17 protein-coding genes and 1 tRNA gene are annotated in these 15,710 nt (G+C 64.3%); 7 read left to right on the top strand and 11 right to left on the bottom strand.

Annotation, left to right across the window (positions count from 1 at the left end; all coding sequences use genetic code 11):
- Positions 1-66: 66 nt before the first annotated feature.
- From mltG to fabD, 6 genes are all read right to left on the bottom strand, one after another.
- Positions 67-1,236, bottom strand: coding sequence for an endolytic transglycosylase MltG (mltG, locus tag ACK8OU_RS11910; protein ID WP_410303646.1), 1,170 nt, complete (start codon positions 1,234-1,236; stop codon positions 67-69).
- Entirely contained in the window at positions 1,236-2,498 is a 1,263-nt protein-coding gene (gene fabF / locus ACK8OU_RS11905) for a beta-ketoacyl-ACP synthase II (protein ID WP_410303645.1), read from the bottom strand. The genes mltG and fabF overlap by 1 nt, the downstream gene beginning before the upstream one ends.
- A gap of 130 nt (positions 2,499-2,628) precedes the next feature.
- A complete protein-coding gene (gene thpR, locus ACK8OU_RS11900; protein ID WP_410303644.1) occupies positions 2,629-3,180 on the bottom strand; it encodes an RNA 2',3'-cyclic phosphodiesterase in 552 nt (183 codons plus the stop codon).
- A 132-nt stretch (positions 3,181-3,312) separates the two neighbouring features.
- Positions 3,313-3,546 (bottom strand): acyl carrier protein, encoded by a 234-nt coding sequence (locus ACK8OU_RS11895; protein WP_068765186.1) that lies wholly within the window; start codon positions 3,544-3,546, stop codon positions 3,313-3,315.
- Between the two features lie 171 nt (positions 3,547-3,717).
- The gene (gene fabG, locus ACK8OU_RS11890) at positions 3,718-4,455 is read right to left on the bottom strand and encodes a 3-oxoacyl-ACP reductase FabG (protein ID WP_410303643.1); all 738 of its coding nucleotides are present in this window, start codon (positions 4,453-4,455) and stop codon (positions 3,718-3,720) included.
- Between the two features lie 168 nt (positions 4,456-4,623).
- Positions 4,624-5,553, bottom strand: a complete 930-nt coding sequence (gene fabD, locus ACK8OU_RS11885; RefSeq protein WP_410303642.1) for an ACP S-malonyltransferase — start codon at positions 5,551-5,553, stop codon at positions 4,624-4,626.
- Positions 5,554-5,825: 272 nt separating this feature from the next.
- Here fabD and ACK8OU_RS11880 point away from each other — a divergent pair, with 272 nt between their 5' ends.
- On the top strand, positions 5,826-7,073 hold the full coding sequence (locus tag ACK8OU_RS11880; protein ID WP_410303641.1) for a cytochrome b/b6 domain-containing protein: 1,248 nt from the start codon (positions 5,826-5,828) through the stop codon (positions 7,071-7,073).
- Between the two features lie 140 nt (positions 7,074-7,213).
- On the opposite strand, the gene ACK8OU_RS11875 is transcribed toward ACK8OU_RS11880, so the two are convergent.
- Positions 7,214-7,789: a YceI family protein gene (locus ACK8OU_RS11875; RefSeq protein WP_410303640.1), complete on the bottom strand. Its 576-nt coding sequence runs from the start codon at positions 7,787-7,789 to the stop codon at positions 7,214-7,216.
- Positions 7,790-8,038: 249 nt separating this feature from the next.
- On the opposite strand from ACK8OU_RS11875, the gene ACK8OU_RS11870 reads away from it, so the two are divergent.
- On the top strand, positions 8,039-9,154 hold the full coding sequence (locus tag ACK8OU_RS11870; protein ID WP_410303639.1) for a lysine-2,3-aminomutase-like protein: 1,116 nt from the start codon (positions 8,039-8,041) through the stop codon (positions 9,152-9,154).
- A 65-nt stretch (positions 9,155-9,219) separates the two neighbouring features.
- On the opposite strand, the gene glnA is transcribed toward ACK8OU_RS11870, so the two are convergent.
- Both glnA and ACK8OU_RS11860 read right to left on the bottom strand, forming a co-directional pair.
- Positions 9,220-10,629: a type I glutamate--ammonia ligase gene (gene glnA, locus ACK8OU_RS11865; RefSeq protein ID WP_410303638.1), complete on the bottom strand. Its 1,410-nt coding sequence runs from the start codon at positions 10,627-10,629 to the stop codon at positions 9,220-9,222.
- 90 nt (positions 10,630-10,719) lie between these two features.
- Positions 10,720-11,058: a P-II family nitrogen regulator gene (locus ACK8OU_RS11860; protein ID WP_410303637.1), complete on the bottom strand. Its 339-nt coding sequence runs from the start codon at positions 11,056-11,058 to the stop codon at positions 10,720-10,722.
- Positions 11,059-11,386: 328 nt separating this feature from the next.
- Here ACK8OU_RS11860 and ACK8OU_RS11855 point away from each other — a divergent pair, with 328 nt between their 5' ends.
- Both ACK8OU_RS11855 and ACK8OU_RS11850 read left to right on the top strand, forming a co-directional pair.
- Positions 11,387-12,244, top strand: coding sequence for an NAD(P)H-hydrate dehydratase (locus ACK8OU_RS11855; protein WP_410303636.1), 858 nt, complete (start codon positions 11,387-11,389; stop codon positions 12,242-12,244).
- 112 nt (positions 12,245-12,356) lie between these two features.
- Positions 12,357-12,441, top strand: a tRNA-Leu gene (locus ACK8OU_RS11850).
- 140 nt (positions 12,442-12,581) lie between these two features.
- On the opposite strand, the gene ACK8OU_RS11845 is transcribed toward ACK8OU_RS11850, so the two are convergent.
- Both ACK8OU_RS11845 and ACK8OU_RS11840 read right to left on the bottom strand, forming a co-directional pair.
- The gene (locus ACK8OU_RS11845; protein WP_410303635.1) at positions 12,582-13,547 is read right to left on the bottom strand and encodes a site-specific integrase; all 966 of its coding nucleotides are present in this window, start codon (positions 13,545-13,547) and stop codon (positions 12,582-12,584) included.
- The gene (locus ACK8OU_RS11840; protein ID WP_410303634.1) at positions 13,544-13,699 is read right to left on the bottom strand and encodes a hypothetical protein; all 156 of its coding nucleotides are present in this window, start codon (positions 13,697-13,699) and stop codon (positions 13,544-13,546) included. The genes ACK8OU_RS11845 and ACK8OU_RS11840 overlap by 4 nt, the downstream gene beginning before the upstream one ends.
- Positions 13,700-14,041: 342 nt before the next feature.
- Between ACK8OU_RS11840 and ACK8OU_RS11835 the strand changes: the two genes are divergently transcribed.
- From ACK8OU_RS11835 to ACK8OU_RS11825, 3 genes are all read left to right on the top strand, one after another.
- Positions 14,042-14,365 (top strand): hypothetical protein, encoded by a 324-nt coding sequence (locus tag ACK8OU_RS11835; protein ID WP_410303633.1) that lies wholly within the window; start codon positions 14,042-14,044, stop codon positions 14,363-14,365.
- 5 nt (positions 14,366-14,370) lie between these two features.
- Positions 14,371-15,450, top strand: a complete 1,080-nt coding sequence (locus ACK8OU_RS11830; protein ID WP_410303632.1) for a DNA cytosine methyltransferase — start codon at positions 14,371-14,373, stop codon at positions 15,448-15,450.
- Positions 15,451-15,481: 31 nt separating this feature from the next.
- Positions 15,482-15,710: ATP-binding protein (locus ACK8OU_RS11825; protein WP_410303727.1), on the top strand; the 229-nt coding region annotated here is incomplete at its 3' end.

Raw genomic sequence — 15,710 nt, 5'->3', positions numbered from 1 at the left:
TAAATTCAGGGTTGTACCGCGCGTCCCGAAAAAACCCGGGGTCAAACCCCGGGTTTTTCAACATTATCAATTCCCTGCGGGCGTTTCCTGCTGTTGCTGCGCCTCGATCTCGCGCCAGCGCGCCACGTTGCGGTTGTGCTCGTCCAGCGTCACCGCGAACGCATGCCCGCCCGTGCCATCGGCCACAAAGAACAGGTATTCGGTCTGATCCGGGTTCAGCGCCGCCTCGATCGCGGCCTTCCCCGGGTTGGCGATCGGCGTCGGCGGCAGGCCTTCGATGACATAGGTGTTGTAGGGTGTCGCCCGGTCCAGTTCGCTGCGCCGCAGGCCGCGGCCCAGCACGCCCTTGCCCTCGGTCACACCATAGATCACCGTCGGGTCCGTCTGCAGCCGCATCCCCCGCTCCAGCCGGTTGACAAAGACGCTGGCCACCTGGCGGCGTTCGTCCGCCACCCCGGTTTCCTTTTCCACGATCGAGGCCATGGTCAGCGCCTGTTCCGGCGTCTGATAGGGCAGATCCCCGGCCCGCGCCGCCCAGGCCGTTTCCAGGATAACCGCCTGACGCCGCTGCATTTCCGCCAGCAGCGCCGCGCGTTCGGACCCGCGCGCCACCTCATAGCTGTCGGGCGCCAGGCTGCCTTCGGCCGGGATCTCGGCCACATCGCCGGTCAGGAAATCCGCGCGCTTCAGCGCCTCGACCACCTGCCAGCTGGTCGCCCCCTCGGCCAGCGTCACCCGCAGCCGGGTATCCGCCTTCGCCGCCTCGTCCAGGAATTCCGCCGGTGCCGCTTCCGCCGCCGGGTCGAACTTCACCTTCTCGACATAGCGCCCCGTGGCCGGGTCCAGCGCGCGCAGGATCACGTCATTGGCATTGACCCCGATGCGAAAGTTCACCTCGGTCCCGCAGGTCGATGGCCCCCCCGCCGTGATCTGATCGACGATCTGCGCCATCGAGGCCCCGGGCCGGATCAGATAGGACCCGAATTTCAGGTCATCCGCCTTGCCCGCATAATCCGCCCCCGCCCGGAAGATATAGCCCGACCCGATCGCGCCCTGCGCCACCAGATCATCGGACACGGCCGAGAAACTCGCCCCGCGCCCAACCTGCAGACACACCGCCTGCGCCAGCGGTCCGGGGTCCTGATACTGCTTCTTCGCCCAGGCGACAGCCCCGCCCACGGCGATCAGCACCACCACCAGAACCGTCAGAAAATTCGATACGATGTGACGCCACATCAGCCGCGGACCTTGCCCAGCACCAGGCTCGCATTCGTTCCGCCAAAACCGAAGCTGTTGGACAGCGCCACGTTGATTTCGCGCCTGACCGCCTTCAGCGGCGCCAGATCCAGCCTGGCCTCGACCGCCGGATTGTCCAGGTTCAGCGTCGGCGGCGCGATCTGGTCGCGGATCGCCAGCACGCAGAAGATCGCCTCGACCGCGCCGGCCGCGCCCAGCAGGTGCCCGATGCTCGATTTGGTAGACGACATCGTGGCCCTGGATGCCGCATCGCCCATCAGCCGCTCGACCGCGCCCAGTTCGATCGTGTCGGCCATGGTGCTGGTGCCATGCGCGTTGATGTAATCGATATCGGCCGGGGTGATCCCGGCGCGTGCGATCGCCGCACTCATCGACCGGAACCCGCCATCGCCATCCTCGGACGGCGCGGTGATGTGATAGGCATCGCCCGACAGGCCATAGCCCAGCACCTCGGCGTAAATCCTGGCCCCGCGCGCCTTGGCATGTTCATATTCCTCCAGCACCACGACGCCCGCGCCCTCGCCCATCACGAACCCGTCGCGGTCCGCGTCATAGGGGCGGCTGGCCGCTGCCGGATCCTCGGCACGCTTGGTCGACAGCGCCTTGCAGGCGTTGAACCCCGCGATCCCGATTTCCGAAATCGGGCTTTCCGCGCCCCCCGCCAGCATCACATCGGCATCGCCCAGCATGATCAGCCGCGCCGCATCGCCGATCGCATGCGCGCCGGTGGAACAGGCCGTCACCACCGCGTGGTTCGGCCCCTTGAACCCGTAACGGATGCTGACCTGCCCCGAGATCAGGTTGATCAGCGCCCCCGGAATGAAAAAGGGGCTGACCCGCCTGGGACCCTTTTCCCTGATCAGCACCGCCGTCTCCGCGATTGAACTCAGCCCGCCGATGCCGGACCCGATCATCACCCCCGTGCGCAGGCGGCTTTCCTCATCCTGCGGCATCCAGCCCGCATCGCGCACCGCCTGATCGGCCGCGGCCATGCCATACAGGATGAAATCATCGACCTTGCGACGCTCTTTCGGCTCCATCCAGTCGTCAGGGTTGAAGGTGCCGTCGCTGCCATCGCCGAACGGAATCTCGCAGGCGTATTTCGTCACCACGTTGCCGGCGTCGAACCGCGTGATCGGCCCCGCACCCGATTGCCCGGCCAGAAGCCGCGACCAGGTTTCCTCGACCCCGCAAGCCAGCGGCGTGACCATCCCCAACCCCGTGACAACAACCCGACGCATGCCCGACCTCTCCGGTTAACCCTCTGCCGCGCGTTGATACACGCGCCCGGCCCACCACGCAACAGATCCGGGCAACAGATCGGGGCAACAGATCGGGCCAACAGATCGGGGCACCCGGCCAAAGCCCGCCTCAGCCCACCGCCCCCAGCGGATAATCGGCCAGCGCCTGATGCACCGGCGCCCCCTTGCCCAGGATCGAGCGATACAGCGTGAAATGATCCACCCGAAACGGCGGCAGATGCGCATCGGCCCGGGCCGACAGGAACCGCCCCAGCCGGTCGCGTTCCCCCCCGTCCAGCCCCCGGCCGAACCGCGCCAGCGTCACATGCGGGCGAAATCGCACCCGCCCCAGATCCAGCCCCGCCCCGCGCAGCGCCGCCATCACCTTGCGATGCAACGCCTCCAGCGCCGGATTGGGCCGCGCGCCCAGACAGACCACATGCGGCGCATCACCGCCGAACGTGTCGATCCCGGCCAGTTCCAGATCGAATCCCGGCGCGCGCAGGGCCTGCAACGCCTCATCCACCGCCACCATGGCGCTGTCGCTCTGATCGCCCAGAAAGGCCAGCGTCAGATGCAGATTGTCGGCCTCGACAGGACGGCCCGCGCGCAAATGCTCTTGCAAGGCGACGATCTGGTCGACCACCGCCCCGGGCAGTTCGATGGCCACGAAAGCCCGCATCACGCCCCCCCCCCAGTCTGCCGCCCCAGTCTGCCGCCCCGCGGCCACAGCCTGCCAAAGCCGCGCGCCCTCGGAAAGCCCAAAATGAAAACGGCGCCCCAAGGGGCGCCGCAAGTTCCGATCGGCAGACGATCAGACGGCTTCCGAGATGAACTTCACCGCATCGCCAAAGGTCTGGATGGTCTCGGCGGCGTCATCGGGGATCTCGATGCCGAACTCTTCCTCGAAGGCCATGACCAGTTCCACGGTATCCAGGCTGTCGGCGCCCAGATCGTCGATGAAGGACGCGGTCTCGGTGACCTTGTCCTCTTCCACGCCCAGATGCTCCACGACGATCTTCTTCACGCGATCAGCGATGTCGCTCATGTTCATTCCTCAAATTCGAGGGCCGCGGCCCTGTCACTTCCTTGCTCGTTCCGAGCGGCTCAAGCGCCCCGCTTGCGCAAGGCAGCCGAAGGATCGCCCCCCGGCAAGTCCCGCCGCTAATAGCACAGTCATGCCCCAAGGCAAGCCGTTTCGCAAGCGGCGGACGGTGGCTCAGACCATGGCCATTCCGCCGTTCACATGCAGCGTCGCGCCGGTCACATACCCCGCCTCGGGGCTGGCCAGATACAGCACCGCAGCGGCGATTTCGGCCGGCGTGCCCATGCGCCCGGCGGGGATCTGCGCGGCAATCCGCGCCTTTTGCTCGTCGTTCAGCTTGTCGGTCATGGCGGTGGCGATGAACCCCGGCGCCACGCAGTTCACGGTGATGCCACGGCTGGCCACCTCTTGCGCCAGACTTTTCGACATGCCCACCAGCCCCGCCTTGGCCGCGGCATAATTGCCCTGCCCGGGGTTGCCGGTCTGCCCCACGATCGAAGTGATGTTGACGATCCGCCCCCAGCGCGCCTTCATCATGCCGCGCAAGACCCCGCGCATCAGCCGGAAACCTGATGTCAGGTTGACATCGATCACCGACTGCCATTCCTCATCCGACATCCGCATGAACAGATTGTCGCGGGTGATCCCGGCATTGTTGACCAGAATGTCCAACGCCCCCATCGCCTCGATGGCGGCCTTCGGCAGCGCCTCGACCGAGTCCGGGTCCGACAGGTTCGCCACCACCACATGCGCCCGCGCGCCCAGTTCCCCGGCCAACTCGCGCAACGGCGCCTCACGCGTGCCCGACAGGGCCACCGTGGCCCCCGCCCCGTGCAGCGCCCGCGCGATCTCGCCCCCGATACCGCCCGAGGCCCCGGTAACCAGCGCGCATTTTCCCGTCAGATCAAACATGATGTCCCCCGTTCGACAGCTTGCGCGCCTCATACCAGCGCCCGCGCCCCTTGACTACAGATTTGCCCGCCCGCGCCAGGGCGCACAGGGCCAGCCTTCGGCTTTGTCCAAATATCCCGCGGGGGTCCGGGGGCACGAAGCCCCCGGCGGCCAGCCACGGGCAAGCCCTCATCCCTTCAGCGCCGCAATATCCTCGGGCGTGCCCACGGCCTTGCACTCGGCCTCGCGCGCGATGCGCCGGATCATGCCCGACAACGCCTTGCCCGCGCCGATTTCCCAGAACTCGGTCACACCCTGACCGACCATCCAGACCACCGATTCACGCCAGCGCACCGACCCGGTGACCTGTTCCACCAACAGCTTGCGGATCAGCTCCGGATCACTGACCGCCCCGGCGCGCACATTGGCCACCAGCGGCACGGCGGGCGCGGCAATCGCCACATCGGCCAGGGCCGCGGCCATCGCATCGGCGGCGGGCTGCATCAGCACGCAATGGAAAGGCGCGGACACCGGCAACATCACCGCGCGCTTGGCGCCACGGCCCCTGGCGATCTCGACCGCGCGTTCCACGGCGGCCTTGTGACCCGACACCACCACCTGCGCGGGATCGTTGTCATTCGCGGCCTGGCAGACCTGCCCCTGCGCGGCCTCGGCCGCGACCGCGGTGGCGGTTTCGAAATCCAGCCCCAGAAGCGCGGCCATCGCGCCCACGCCCACCGGCACCGCCGATTGCATCGCCTGCCCGCGCAACCGCAACAGCCGGGCGGTATCCGACAGGCTCAGCGCCCCCGCCGCGCACAGCGCGGAATATTCGCCAAGGCTATGCCCCGCGACACAGGCCGCATCCGTCACCGCAAAGCCCTCGGCCTCCAGCGCGCGCAGCGCCGCGATCGAGGTCGCCATCAGCGCGGGCTGGGCATTGGCGGTCAGCGTCAGTTCCGCCGCGTCCCCGTCCCAGATCAGCGCCGACAGCTTTTCCCCCAGCGCCGCGTCCACCTCATCAAACACCGCGCGCGCGGCGGGATAGGCCTCGGCCAGGGCGCGGCCCATGCCGATGGCCTGCGCGCCCTGCCCCGGAAATACGAATGCCCTGCTCATGCGATCCTCCTCTGGCCCTGATCGGCCTGCACCAGATTTGCCCCGGTCTAGCGAACCTGCCCCCCCTGCACAACATCCCAGCGCATGATCGCCCGCACAACTTCGTCCCGTGCCGCACAGGCCCCGTGCCGCAACAGGCCCCGCGCCGCAACAGGCCCCGCGCCGCACAGGCCCCGTGCCGCACAACCGCTGTGCGCCTGCGGCAATGGGCGCGACGGGCGCGCGCGCCTAACCTGCGCCGGACATCGCCTTCATACCGGATCCGAAATCCCATGCTGTCCAACACCCCCCAAAGCTATGGCGGCATCGCGCGCGCCTTTCACTGGCTGAGCGCGCTGCTGATCGCCGCCGCCATCGCCCTTGGGCTTTACGGCGCCGGCCTGCCCACCGGATCGGATGCGCAGGCCGCCGCCGCGATCCGCATCTATTCGCTGCACAAGACCATCGGCGTCGCGGCCTTTGGCGTGGCCCTTGCGCGCATCCTCTGGGCGCTGACACAGCACCACCCCGCCGCCCTGAACCCCGGCCGGCGGCTGGAAACCACCCTGGCCGAGGTCGTGCACTGGGCGCTTTACGGCGCGATGCTGGTGATGCCCGCCTCGGGCTGGGTGCATCACGCGGCACAGGCGGGCTATGCGCCGATCCTGTGGCCACTGGGCCAGGGCCTGCCCTTCGTGCCGCAATCGGCGGGACTGGCCCATGCCGCGGGGCTGATCCATGCCGGCGCGGCCTGGGTGCTTTACGGCGCGATCGGGCTGCATGTGGCGGGGGCGCTGAAACATGCGCTGATCGACCGCGATGCAACGCTGGCGCGGATGCTGCGGGGCGTGGCCGCGGGCCAGCCCGGACGTCATCGCGCCGCAGTGCTGGCCCCGCTGGCGGCGCTGGCGCTGTGGGCCGGGGTCATCGCCGCCCCGGTGCTGACCGCCGCCCCCGTGGATCAGTCCGCCGCCGCCACCGTCACCCCGATGCCGCAGGCCGCCCGGCCCGGCACCTGGGCCGTGGCCGGGGGCACGCTGGATTTCACCCTGCGCCAGATGGGCGCGGCCGTCACCGGCAACCTGCCGCGCTGGACCGCCGCGATCGACTTTGATCCCGCGACCGGCGCGGGTCAGGTCAGCGTGACCATCGATACCACCGCACTTGCCCTGGGCGCCGTCAGCGATCAGGCCAGGGGCGCGGAATTCTTCGATACCGCCGGCCATCCCGTCGCGGTCTTTGCCGCAACCATCGCCCCCGTAACGGGCCCCCACGACGCGCAAGGCGCCGCGACCCACCTGGCCACCGGCATGCTGACGCTGCGCGGGGTCAGCGTGCCGGTGACGCTGCCGTTCCATCTGACGGTGGCGGGCGACAGCGCCGACATGCAGGGCCGCGTCACGCTGGACCGGCGTGATTTCGGCATGGGCGCCAGCTATCCCGACGAGGCGACCGTGGGCTTTGCGGTCGAGGTTGCGATCCGCCTGCACGCGATCCGCACCGTGCCCGCCACCGCCGGCAACAGCGCCCCCGCGATCTGATCCGGGCGCGCGCCCGGGGGACATCCATCACCGCAAGATCACACCACATGACGCTGATATAATTGAAAAAGCCGCCAGGGTTTCCCCTGGCGGCCGGCACTCATTACGCACAAGAAAAGCACTCTTTACACACGACCCGATCACTCGGCCTTGACGGCCTCGATCGAGATCCGGATGGCGACTTCGTCGCTGACATAGGGGGCGAACATGCCCAGGTTGAAATCCGACCGCAGCACCGATGTGGTGGCCGAGAAGCCCGCCCAGGGCTTGTTTTCCATCGGATGCTGGCCCGCCTGGTTCAGCGCCGCATCCAGCACGACCGCCCTGGTCACGCCATTGATCGTCAGATCGCCGGTGATCAGCGCGGTCTTTTCGCCCGTCACCTCAATCGCGGTCGAGGTGAAGGTGACCATTTCGTCATCGCCGGCACCGAAGAAATCGGACGACATGAAATGTTCGTCCCGGGCGGTCCAGCCGGTGATCATCGACCTGGCCGGAAAGGACACGCTGACAGACGAGGCGGCCGGGTCTTCCTGATCGAAGCGGATCGTGCCCTCAAACCCCGAGAACATGCCCGTGGTGGTGGAAAAGCCCAGGTGGTCATAGCTGAACACGATCTGGCTGTGGCTCGGGTCCAGGACATATTGTTCCGGCGCGGCAACTGCGGCGGTGGCAAGGCCAAAGGCCAGACCCGCAGCAAGAAGAACGGATTTCATCACAGAGACTCCTATTCGGATGAAAAGTGGCCGGTGGAACATGCGTCCCCTATACACGACCCGCAATTCTGCAGGCGCAAACAAAATCTGTTCACGCGTGCGCAGAAGGGCGCGCATTTCCCGCAATACGCACAATTCGCACCATCCCGCCGCTTGCCGATTGCGCCGCGCCGCCCGTCCCGCTAAGGGGGCAGCGATCCGCCGCAGGCCCGCGCCCGCGGCCCAACCCGTCACAGGACAGCCAGCCCCGTGCGCAACCATGCCCCGCCCGATACCGCCGCCGGTCGTGCCGCCGGTCGTGCCGCCGGTCGCGCCTCTGTCAGCGTTGCGGATCTGGTCCGCGACGGGCTGGTGCGCGCCGATCAATCCGTGGCGCTGGACCCGATCGCGGCGCAGTTCCGCATCCGCCTGACGCCGGACATGCGCGCCGCCATCGCCGCCGGCCCCGCCACGGACCCCGCCGCAGACCCGGTTGCGGACCCGGTTGCGGCGCAGTTCGTCCCCGACCCGCGCGAGGCGCTGATCCGCCCCGAAGAGATGACAGATCCGATCGGCGATCACGCCCACAGCCCGGTGCCGGGGCTGACGCATCGCTATCCCGACCGGGTGATCGTGCATGTCACCCAAAGCTGCGAGGTCTATTGCCGGTTCTGTTTTCGCCGCGAAACCGTGGGCAGCGACGGCCCCCTGCCCGCGCAGGATCTGGATGCGGTCATGGCCTATCTGGCCGCAACCCCCGCGATCTTTGAGGTGATCCTGACCGGGGGCGACCCGCTCAGCCTGTCAGCGCGGCGCATCGGCGATATTCTGGCCCGGCTGGCGGACATCCCGCATATCGGGGCGGTGCGCTTTCATACCCGCGTGCCGGTGGTGGCGCCGGCGCGGATCACGCCCGCGCTGATCGCGGCGCTGCGGGTGCGCCCGGCGGTCAGCATGGTGATCCACACCAACCACGCGCGTGAACTGACGCCCGCGGCCTGCGCGGCGCTGGCGCGGCTGGCGGATGCGGGGGTGCCGCTGATGGCGCAGACGGTGCTGTTGCGCGGCGTGAATGCCGATGCCGACACCCTGGCCGACCTGTTCCGCGCGCTGGTGCGCAACCGGGTCAAGCCCTATTACCTGCACCATTGCGATCTGGCGCGCGGCACCGGGCATTTCCGCACCACGATTGCCGAGGGTCAGGCGATCATGGCGGCGCTGCGGGGCCGCATCTCGGGGCTGGCGATGCCGACCTATGTACTGGATATTCCCGGCGGGTTCGGCAAGGTGCCGATCGGGCCGGGCTATCTGACCCGGGGCCCGGACGGCGGCTGGCAGGTGCGCGACCCGAAAGGCGGGCTGCACCGCTACGACGACCCGGCCTGACCCCCCACCGCCGACGCCAGACAAAAAGGGCGCCCGAAGGCGCCCTTTCGTGGTCATTCGATCCCTTAGCAGGAATAATACATCGCATATTCAACCGGATGCGGGGTGTGTTCATAGGCATAGACCTCTTCCCACTTCAGCCGGATATAGGCGTCCAGCTGATCGCGGGTGAAGACATCGCCCGCCAGCAGGAAGTCCATGTCCTTTTCCAGTTCTTCCAGCGCCTCACGCAAGGACCCGCACACGGTCGGGATTTCGGCCAGTTCCTCGGGCGGCAGGTCGTACAGATCCTTGTCCGAGGCCGGGCCCGGGTCGATCTTGTTGCGGATACCGTCCAGACCGGCCATCAGCAGCGCGGCAAAGGCCAGGTAGGGGTTGGCCGCCGGATCGGGGAAGCGGGCCTCGACGCGCTTGGCCTTGGGCGATTCGGTCCACGGAATACGGACGCAGCCGGACCGGTTGCGGGCCGAATAGGCGCGCAGAACGGGGGCCTCAAAGCCCGGGATCAGCCGCTTGTAGCTGTTGGTCGACGGGTTGGTCAGCGCGTTCAGCGCCTTGGCATGTTTAAGGATGCCGCCGATGAACCACAGCGCCTCCTGCGACAGGTCGGCATATTTGTCACCGGCGAACAGCGGCTTGCCGTCCTTCCAGATCGACATGTTCACATGCATGCCCGACCCGTTGTCGCCCTTCATCGGCTTGGGCATGAAAGTGACCGACTTGCCATAGGCATGGGCCACGTTGTGGATGACGTATTTGTATTTCTGGATGTTGTCGGCCTGTTCGGTCAGCCCGCCAAAGATCAGACCCAGTTCGTGCTGGCCGGTGGCGACCTCATGGTGGTGCTTGTCCACCTTCATGCCCATCCGCTTCATCGTCGACAGCATTTCGGACCGCAGATCCTGGCCCGCATCGATCGGGTTGACCGGGAAATAGCCCCCCTTCAGCGGCGCGCGGTGGCCCTGGTTGCCCATTTCATATTCGGTGTCGGTGTTCCACGCCGCGTCAACCGCGTCGATCTGATACGCCACCTTCTGCGGGCTGACCGAAAAGCGCACATCATCAAAGACAAAGAATTCCGCCTCGGGTCCGAAGAAGGCCGTATCGCCGATGCCGGTCGATTTCAGATAGGCCTCGGCCTTCAGCGCGGTGCCGCGCGGATCGCGGGCATAGGGTTCGCCGGTGTCGGGTTCGACCACGTTGCAATGCACGCACAGCGTCTTTTCGGCATAGAACGGATCGATATAGACCGAAGCCGGATCCAGCATCAGCTTCATGTCGGACTGGTCGATCGATTTCCAGCCCGCGATGGACGATCCGTCGAACATGAAGCCTTCTTCAAAGAAGTCCTCATCCACCAGGTCCACATCCAGCGTCACATGTTGCAGCTTGCCCTTGGGATCGGTGAAGCGCACATCGACATAGGCGATGTCCTCATCCTTGATCAGCTGGAGCACATCCTTGATATTGCTCATGGTCTACCCTTTCATCAGAGCATGGGTTCCGGGCCGCGGCCCGGGATTTCACAGCGCCCGGTTCACGGCGCGGATATCACGGCGCGGATATCACAGCGCATCGTCGCCGGTTTCGCCGGTGCGGATGCGGATCGCCTGTTCGACGGGCGAAACGAAGATCTTGCCGTCACCGATCTTTTCGGTGCGCGCGGCCGCGATGATCGCCTCGATCGCGGGTTCGACCAGATCGTCGGGCAGGACCATCTCGATCTTTACCTTGGGCAGGAAGTCGACGACATATTCCGCCCCGCGATACAGTTCGGTATGGCCCTTCTGGCGGCCGAAGCCCTTGACCTCGATCACCGAAAGGCCCTGAATCCCGGCCTCTTGCAGCGCTTCTTTCACCTCATCGAGTTTGAAGGGCTTGATGATCGCCTCAACCTTTTTCATCGGCCGACTCCGTCTGACTTCCGTTCTGAGCCCAGTCACCACTTTCCCCGCCCCCCGGCAATCGGTTAGCCTTGCCGTATCGGGCCAGGCGGCGGAAAACCCACCCGCATGATTAAAATTTGTGCACGTTGCGCGAAAATCGGGCAAAAATTGAAATCAGGGGGCGGCAAAATGACTGAATTTGTGACCATCGCCCAATTGCGCGCCATCACGACCGATTCCGGTCACCGAACCGGCCCCGGCACGGGGGGCATTCACCAAATCCTCAGGACAACGGGGTATCGGCAATGGTAAGCGACATTTTCCGCCCCCCTGTGCCGGAGGTTTCATGCCCCATCCGATCACGCTGAACGAACAGATGCGCCAGGCCCTGACCAAGGCCGGGGCGCAGCACAAATACGACCACGGCCATGCGCTGATCCTGTCGGGGGGGGCCGGCAGGGGCGGGGCGGCGCGGCTGGCGGCACGGGCGGCGCTGCGCGTGGGGGCGGGGCTGGTGACGCTGGCCTGCCCGCCGCGCGCGCAGGATGAAAACGCGGCGCAACTGACGGCGGTGATGCTGACCGCCCTGCCCGATTCCTTTTCCCTGCGCGGCCTGCTGCAGGACCGGCGGCTGACGGCGCTTCTGCTGGGTCCGGGGCTGGGGCTGGCGCGCGCGCGCGAAATGGTGCCCGCCGCCCTATGGGGAACACGGCCCACGGTGCTGGATGCCGATGCGTTGACGGCCTTTGAAGACGACCCCGGCCATCTGTTCACCCAATTGCACCCCGGCGTGATCCTGACCCCGCATCTGGGCGAATTCGCGCGGCTTTTCCCCGATCTGGCCGAACCCCTGCCGGGGGCGTCGCTTGACGCGCGCATCACGGCCACGACGGCGGCGGCGGAACGGGCCGGCTGCACGGTGCTGCTGAAAGGCGCGCAGACGGTGATCGCGGCCCCCGGCGCGGATCCGGCCGTGCATGATGCCACCGGCGCGCGCGCGGTGCCCTGGCTTGCCACCGCCGGGTCGGGCGATGTGCTGGCGGGGCTGATCGCGGGGCTTCTGGCCCGCGGCCTGCCGGGCATGGCGGCGGCGGGTACCGCAACCTGGCTGCATGCCGAGGCCGCGCGCCGCTTTGGCCCCGGCCTGATCGCCGAAGACCTGCCCGAACAGATCCCCGGCCTGTTCCGCGACCTGGGGCTTTAGCGCCGGCCCGCCCCCCCTTGGCGCGCGCCGATACCCGGGCCCCGGAGGCAAAGGCCCCGGGCGCAAATTTCCCCTCGCGCCCGCCGCAGCCACTTGCTAAAAGGCGGTCAGTGCGGGTGTGGCGAAACTGGTAGACGCACCAGATTTAGGTTCTGGCGCCGCAAGGCGTGGGGGTTCAAGTCCCTCCACCCGCACCACTTTGAAATCATTGATCATTCTCTGGTTTCTCCTTTGATTGATCCTGCGACACCGGCAAAGTTTCGCAATTTGTTTCGCACTTTCCCGGTTTGTCGCGGTTTCGTTCCCGCTTCTGCTGAGCGCGTTTCGACGCCTTTTTCTAATCCGCGCCCGAGGCGTATTTCTGGGCCATTTCAAGGGTCTTGTGCCCTGTGACGGCTTGGATGTCGCGGATATCGACACCGGCATCGGCCATCTCTTTGGCCGCCGTGTAGCGCCATCCGTGGGGCACCAACCTGCCCTCCCCTTTCTTGACGCCAATCGCCTCTCGAACGTCCTCGACGGCCTTCTGCACCTGCCGCTTGCCAAGTGGCTCGGTCGCAGTCTTGGCAAGAATGTGCTTTCCGCGCCGGGGAAGCCGAGCAAGATAGGCCTGTAACCGTGCGGGGCAGTAAACGTCGATCTTCGCGCCCGTCTTTTGCTGAACGACCGACATATACTCTCCGTCGAAATCGTCCCACTTCATCGCCACGCAATCCCCGAGCCGCTGGCCCGTGCCGATCGCCAGCTCATAAATCGTGCGGGCGACCGGCAGGCCATGCTCGTCGCAATACCGCTCATAGGCTTCCAGCTTGTCCGCAGGCCAAGCCTCATAGGCCGCCCCCTTCAGCTTGCGGATGCCCACAACCGGGTTTCGTTCGATCCACTCAAGATCCACCGCCCGCTGCAACAGAATCGACAGCACGGCGATCCGTTCATTGGCCTTCGACCAAGTCTCCTTCAACTCATCCCGCACACGCAGCGCGTCGGCGCGCTTGAAGTGCCGCACATCCTTGGAGCCGTTCTTCTCACGGATATCTTCGCAATGGCGGCGATAGTTCTTCTTGGTGCCAGCGGCCAGCTCCTTGAACTCGGCACTGGAATAGTAGCTGACGATCAGCGCTTCCCACGTTGTCTTGACGATCCGCTTGCTCTTCCCGTTGCGAATGGCCCAGTATTTTAAGGCGAATTCCTCGGTGTCAGGGTCGTCAGGCAGCCGCTCTCGGAATTTTCCCTTGCGAAAATAGATATAGGTTCTGCCCTTGACGGTCTTGAATTCGAGATAAGGAAGATTGGGGCGCTTCATACCACAAACGCCTCAGGCTCGATCTTGCAGCCCGTCAGGACGGCCTCGATCTCGCCCACCACCCAGAGGGTATGCTTTCCAAGTCGGATCGGTGGGGGAAGCGCGCCTTGTTCGACGAGAAAGAGGAAGTCCTGCAGGGACAGCGACAGCATCCGCGCCGCTTCCTTGTTGGATACCGCTAGCTTTGAAAGGGAACGGGGCACCGCACGACTCCTAAACTAACCGACTAGGTGGGGCCGGCAGCCACGAGAAAATCACTGGCGTGGCTCTACGGGGGAGGTTTGCTCGGCCATGGCCGCTCTTAGGCAAGATACGATCTGCGCCCCTTGTGAACGCACGTTTCTCTTTGCCTCATCTTCCAGCCAGGCTTTGACGTCGGCCGGGAGGTTCACCTTGAACTGTATGAGTTTCATCGACACCTCTGATGCTACCTCCGCAAGTAAGGACATAAAATGTCCGTAGCATCAAGGACAAAATTTGTCCATTGTGTCGGCATGAAAGATCCTGAATCGGTACAGTTCAAACTTATGATCCCCGCGCCGCTCAAGGTGCGCATGGAAGAGAGGGCAGCCCACAATCGCCGCAGTCTCTCCCAGGAGATCATCGTTGCCTTGGAGGAAAAGTATCCCCCAATGCGGCCAGAAACCGTCCGCGATCCTGCTGCTAAAATTCTGTTCTGGTTGGCGGACCGGATACGTCGACGCAATCCACGACCGGGTTCCGCCAGAGATAGGCAGGCGGCACTCTACGAAGGACTTGCATCGGACATCATCTCCAGAATGGAGACCATTGAAAACACAACCTCAAAAAAAGAATAACGCAAATGACCACCCAGTTCCCAGAGCCTTTCAAAGTGCAAGCCATTGATTTGTTCTGTGGTGCAGGAGGTCTGTCCTGCGGCCTTCAACAAGCAGGCATAAAAATAGCCGCTGGCCTCGATTTTGATGCGAAATGCGAGTTCCCATTCACGCACAATATTGGCGGAGAGTTCCTGGGGCGGGATTTGGCTGAAACGCAATCCAGTGAACTGGAGTCGTTCTTCAAGAACCCAAAGTACTCCCTAATTGCTGGTTGTGCTCCGTGCCAGCCATTTTCGACGTTGAGCAATGGAAGTGACAGAAAAAAAAGCAATAAATGGCCTTTGCTACGCCAATTTGGGCGCGTTGTTAAGGATTTAAGACCCACCTTGGTCACCATGGAGAACGTACCTGTTCTGAAGCGCGAGGAGATTTTCGATGAATTCGTCCATGGCCTGGCAGACTTGGGCTATCATGTAGTTCATCGCGTTCTTGATGCTTCAACCTATGGAGTGCCGCAGCGTCGAAAACGACTGGTGCTTCTGGCTTCAATGCTAGGCCCAGTCAGGATCGTTTCGCCTGAGGAACTCGGTGTTGAGACAAGGACTGTGCGAGATGCGATCTCACACCTTCCTCCCCTGAAAGCTGGTGAAACCAGCAAGACAGATCCTTTGCACAAAGCGCGTTCTATCACGCCGATTAACCTGGAGAGAATCCGGCATTCTAAGCCGGGAGGCACCTGGCAAGATTGGCCGGACGAATTAATACTTGCCTGCCACAAAAAATCACAAGGCGCATCTTTCAAGAGTGTCTATGGGCGTATGGAATGGGATAAGCCGTCAAGCACAATGACAACACAATCATTTAACTTCGGGACGGGCCGCTATGGTCATCCGGAGCAAGATCGTTCTTTAACCCTGAGAGAAATGGCTATTCTTCAGTCTTTTCCGGACGATTATCAATTCGTCGCGCCCGGAACCTCTCCCGAATTCGCCTCGATCGGAAGGCTGATCGGGAATGCGGTGCCTGTACGCTTGGGCTATGTTATTGGAAAATCTATCCAGCACCATCTAGAGCATTATGAAGGTTTAGACATTGCAAAATAAACATAATTTTCAATTCGAAGTTGATTTGAATGTGATAAACCACTTGGGTGTTGGGCTTTATAGTTCAACTCCTGCTGCGCTCACTGAGTTGGTTGCAAATGCTTGGGATGCTGAGGCCAACAACGTATGGATTACGATTGATGCCGCCAATGATACGATTGTCATTGAGGATGACGGTCATGGTATGTCAGCGAATGATATTAAAGGGAAATTCCTACACGTTGGATATTCTCGACGGATTGTGTCTGCCTCTAATTATA

Source organism: Pontitalea aquivivens (assembly GCF_046507575.1).
Lineage (GTDB): Bacteria > Pseudomonadota > Alphaproteobacteria > Rhodobacterales > Rhodobacteraceae > Pontitalea > Pontitalea aquivivens.
The sequence above is the reverse complement of the archived record's forward strand: the minus strand, read 5'-3'. Positions and strand labels throughout refer to the sequence as shown.

Excerpts from the sequence above, each read along its gene's own strand:
- ACK8OU_RS11830 (WP_410303632.1), top strand. The coding sequence starts at position 14,371 with ATGACCACCCAGTTCCCAGAGCCTTTCAAAGTGCAAGCCATTGATTTG.
- fabF (WP_410303645.1), bottom strand. The coding sequence starts at position 2,498 with ATGCGTCGGGTTGTTGTCACGGGGTTGGGGATGGTCACGCCGCTGGCT.
- mltG (WP_410303646.1), bottom strand. The coding sequence starts at position 1,236 with ATGTGGCGTCACATCGTATCGAATTTTCTGACGGTTCTGGTGGTGGTG.
- ACK8OU_RS11895 (WP_068765186.1), bottom strand. The coding sequence starts at position 3,546 with ATGAGCGACATCGCTGATCGCGTGAAGAAGATCGTCGTGGAGCATCTG.
- fabD (WP_410303642.1), bottom strand. The coding sequence starts at position 5,553 with ATGAGCAGGGCATTCGTATTTCCGGGGCAGGGCGCGCAGGCCATCGGC.
- ACK8OU_RS11855 (WP_410303636.1), top strand. The coding sequence starts at position 11,387 with ATGCCCCATCCGATCACGCTGAACGAACAGATGCGCCAGGCCCTGACC.
- thpR (WP_410303644.1), bottom strand. The coding sequence starts at position 3,180 with ATGCGGGCTTTCGTGGCCATCGAACTGCCCGGGGCGGTGGTCGACCAG.
- ACK8OU_RS11835 (WP_410303633.1), top strand. The coding sequence starts at position 14,042 with ATGAAAGATCCTGAATCGGTACAGTTCAAACTTATGATCCCCGCGCCG.
- ACK8OU_RS11880 (WP_410303641.1), top strand. The coding sequence starts at position 5,826 with ATGCTGTCCAACACCCCCCAAAGCTATGGCGGCATCGCGCGCGCCTTT.
- ACK8OU_RS11860 (WP_410303637.1), bottom strand. The coding sequence starts at position 11,058 with ATGAAAAAGGTTGAGGCGATCATCAAGCCCTTCAAACTCGATGAGGTG.
- ACK8OU_RS11845 (WP_410303635.1), bottom strand. The coding sequence starts at position 13,547 with ATGAAGCGCCCCAATCTTCCTTATCTCGAATTCAAGACCGTCAAGGGC.
- fabG (WP_410303643.1), bottom strand. The coding sequence starts at position 4,455 with ATGTTTGATCTGACGGGAAAATGCGCGCTGGTTACCGGGGCCTCGGGC.
- glnA (WP_410303638.1), bottom strand. The coding sequence starts at position 10,629 with ATGAGCAATATCAAGGATGTGCTCCAGCTGATCAAGGATGAGGACATC.
- ACK8OU_RS11840 (WP_410303634.1), bottom strand. The coding sequence starts at position 13,699 with ATGCTGTCGCTGTCCCTGCAGGACTTCCTCTTTCTCGTCGAACAAGGC.
- ACK8OU_RS11875 (WP_410303640.1), bottom strand. The coding sequence starts at position 7,789 with ATGAAATCCGTTCTTCTTGCTGCGGGTCTGGCCTTTGGCCTTGCCACC.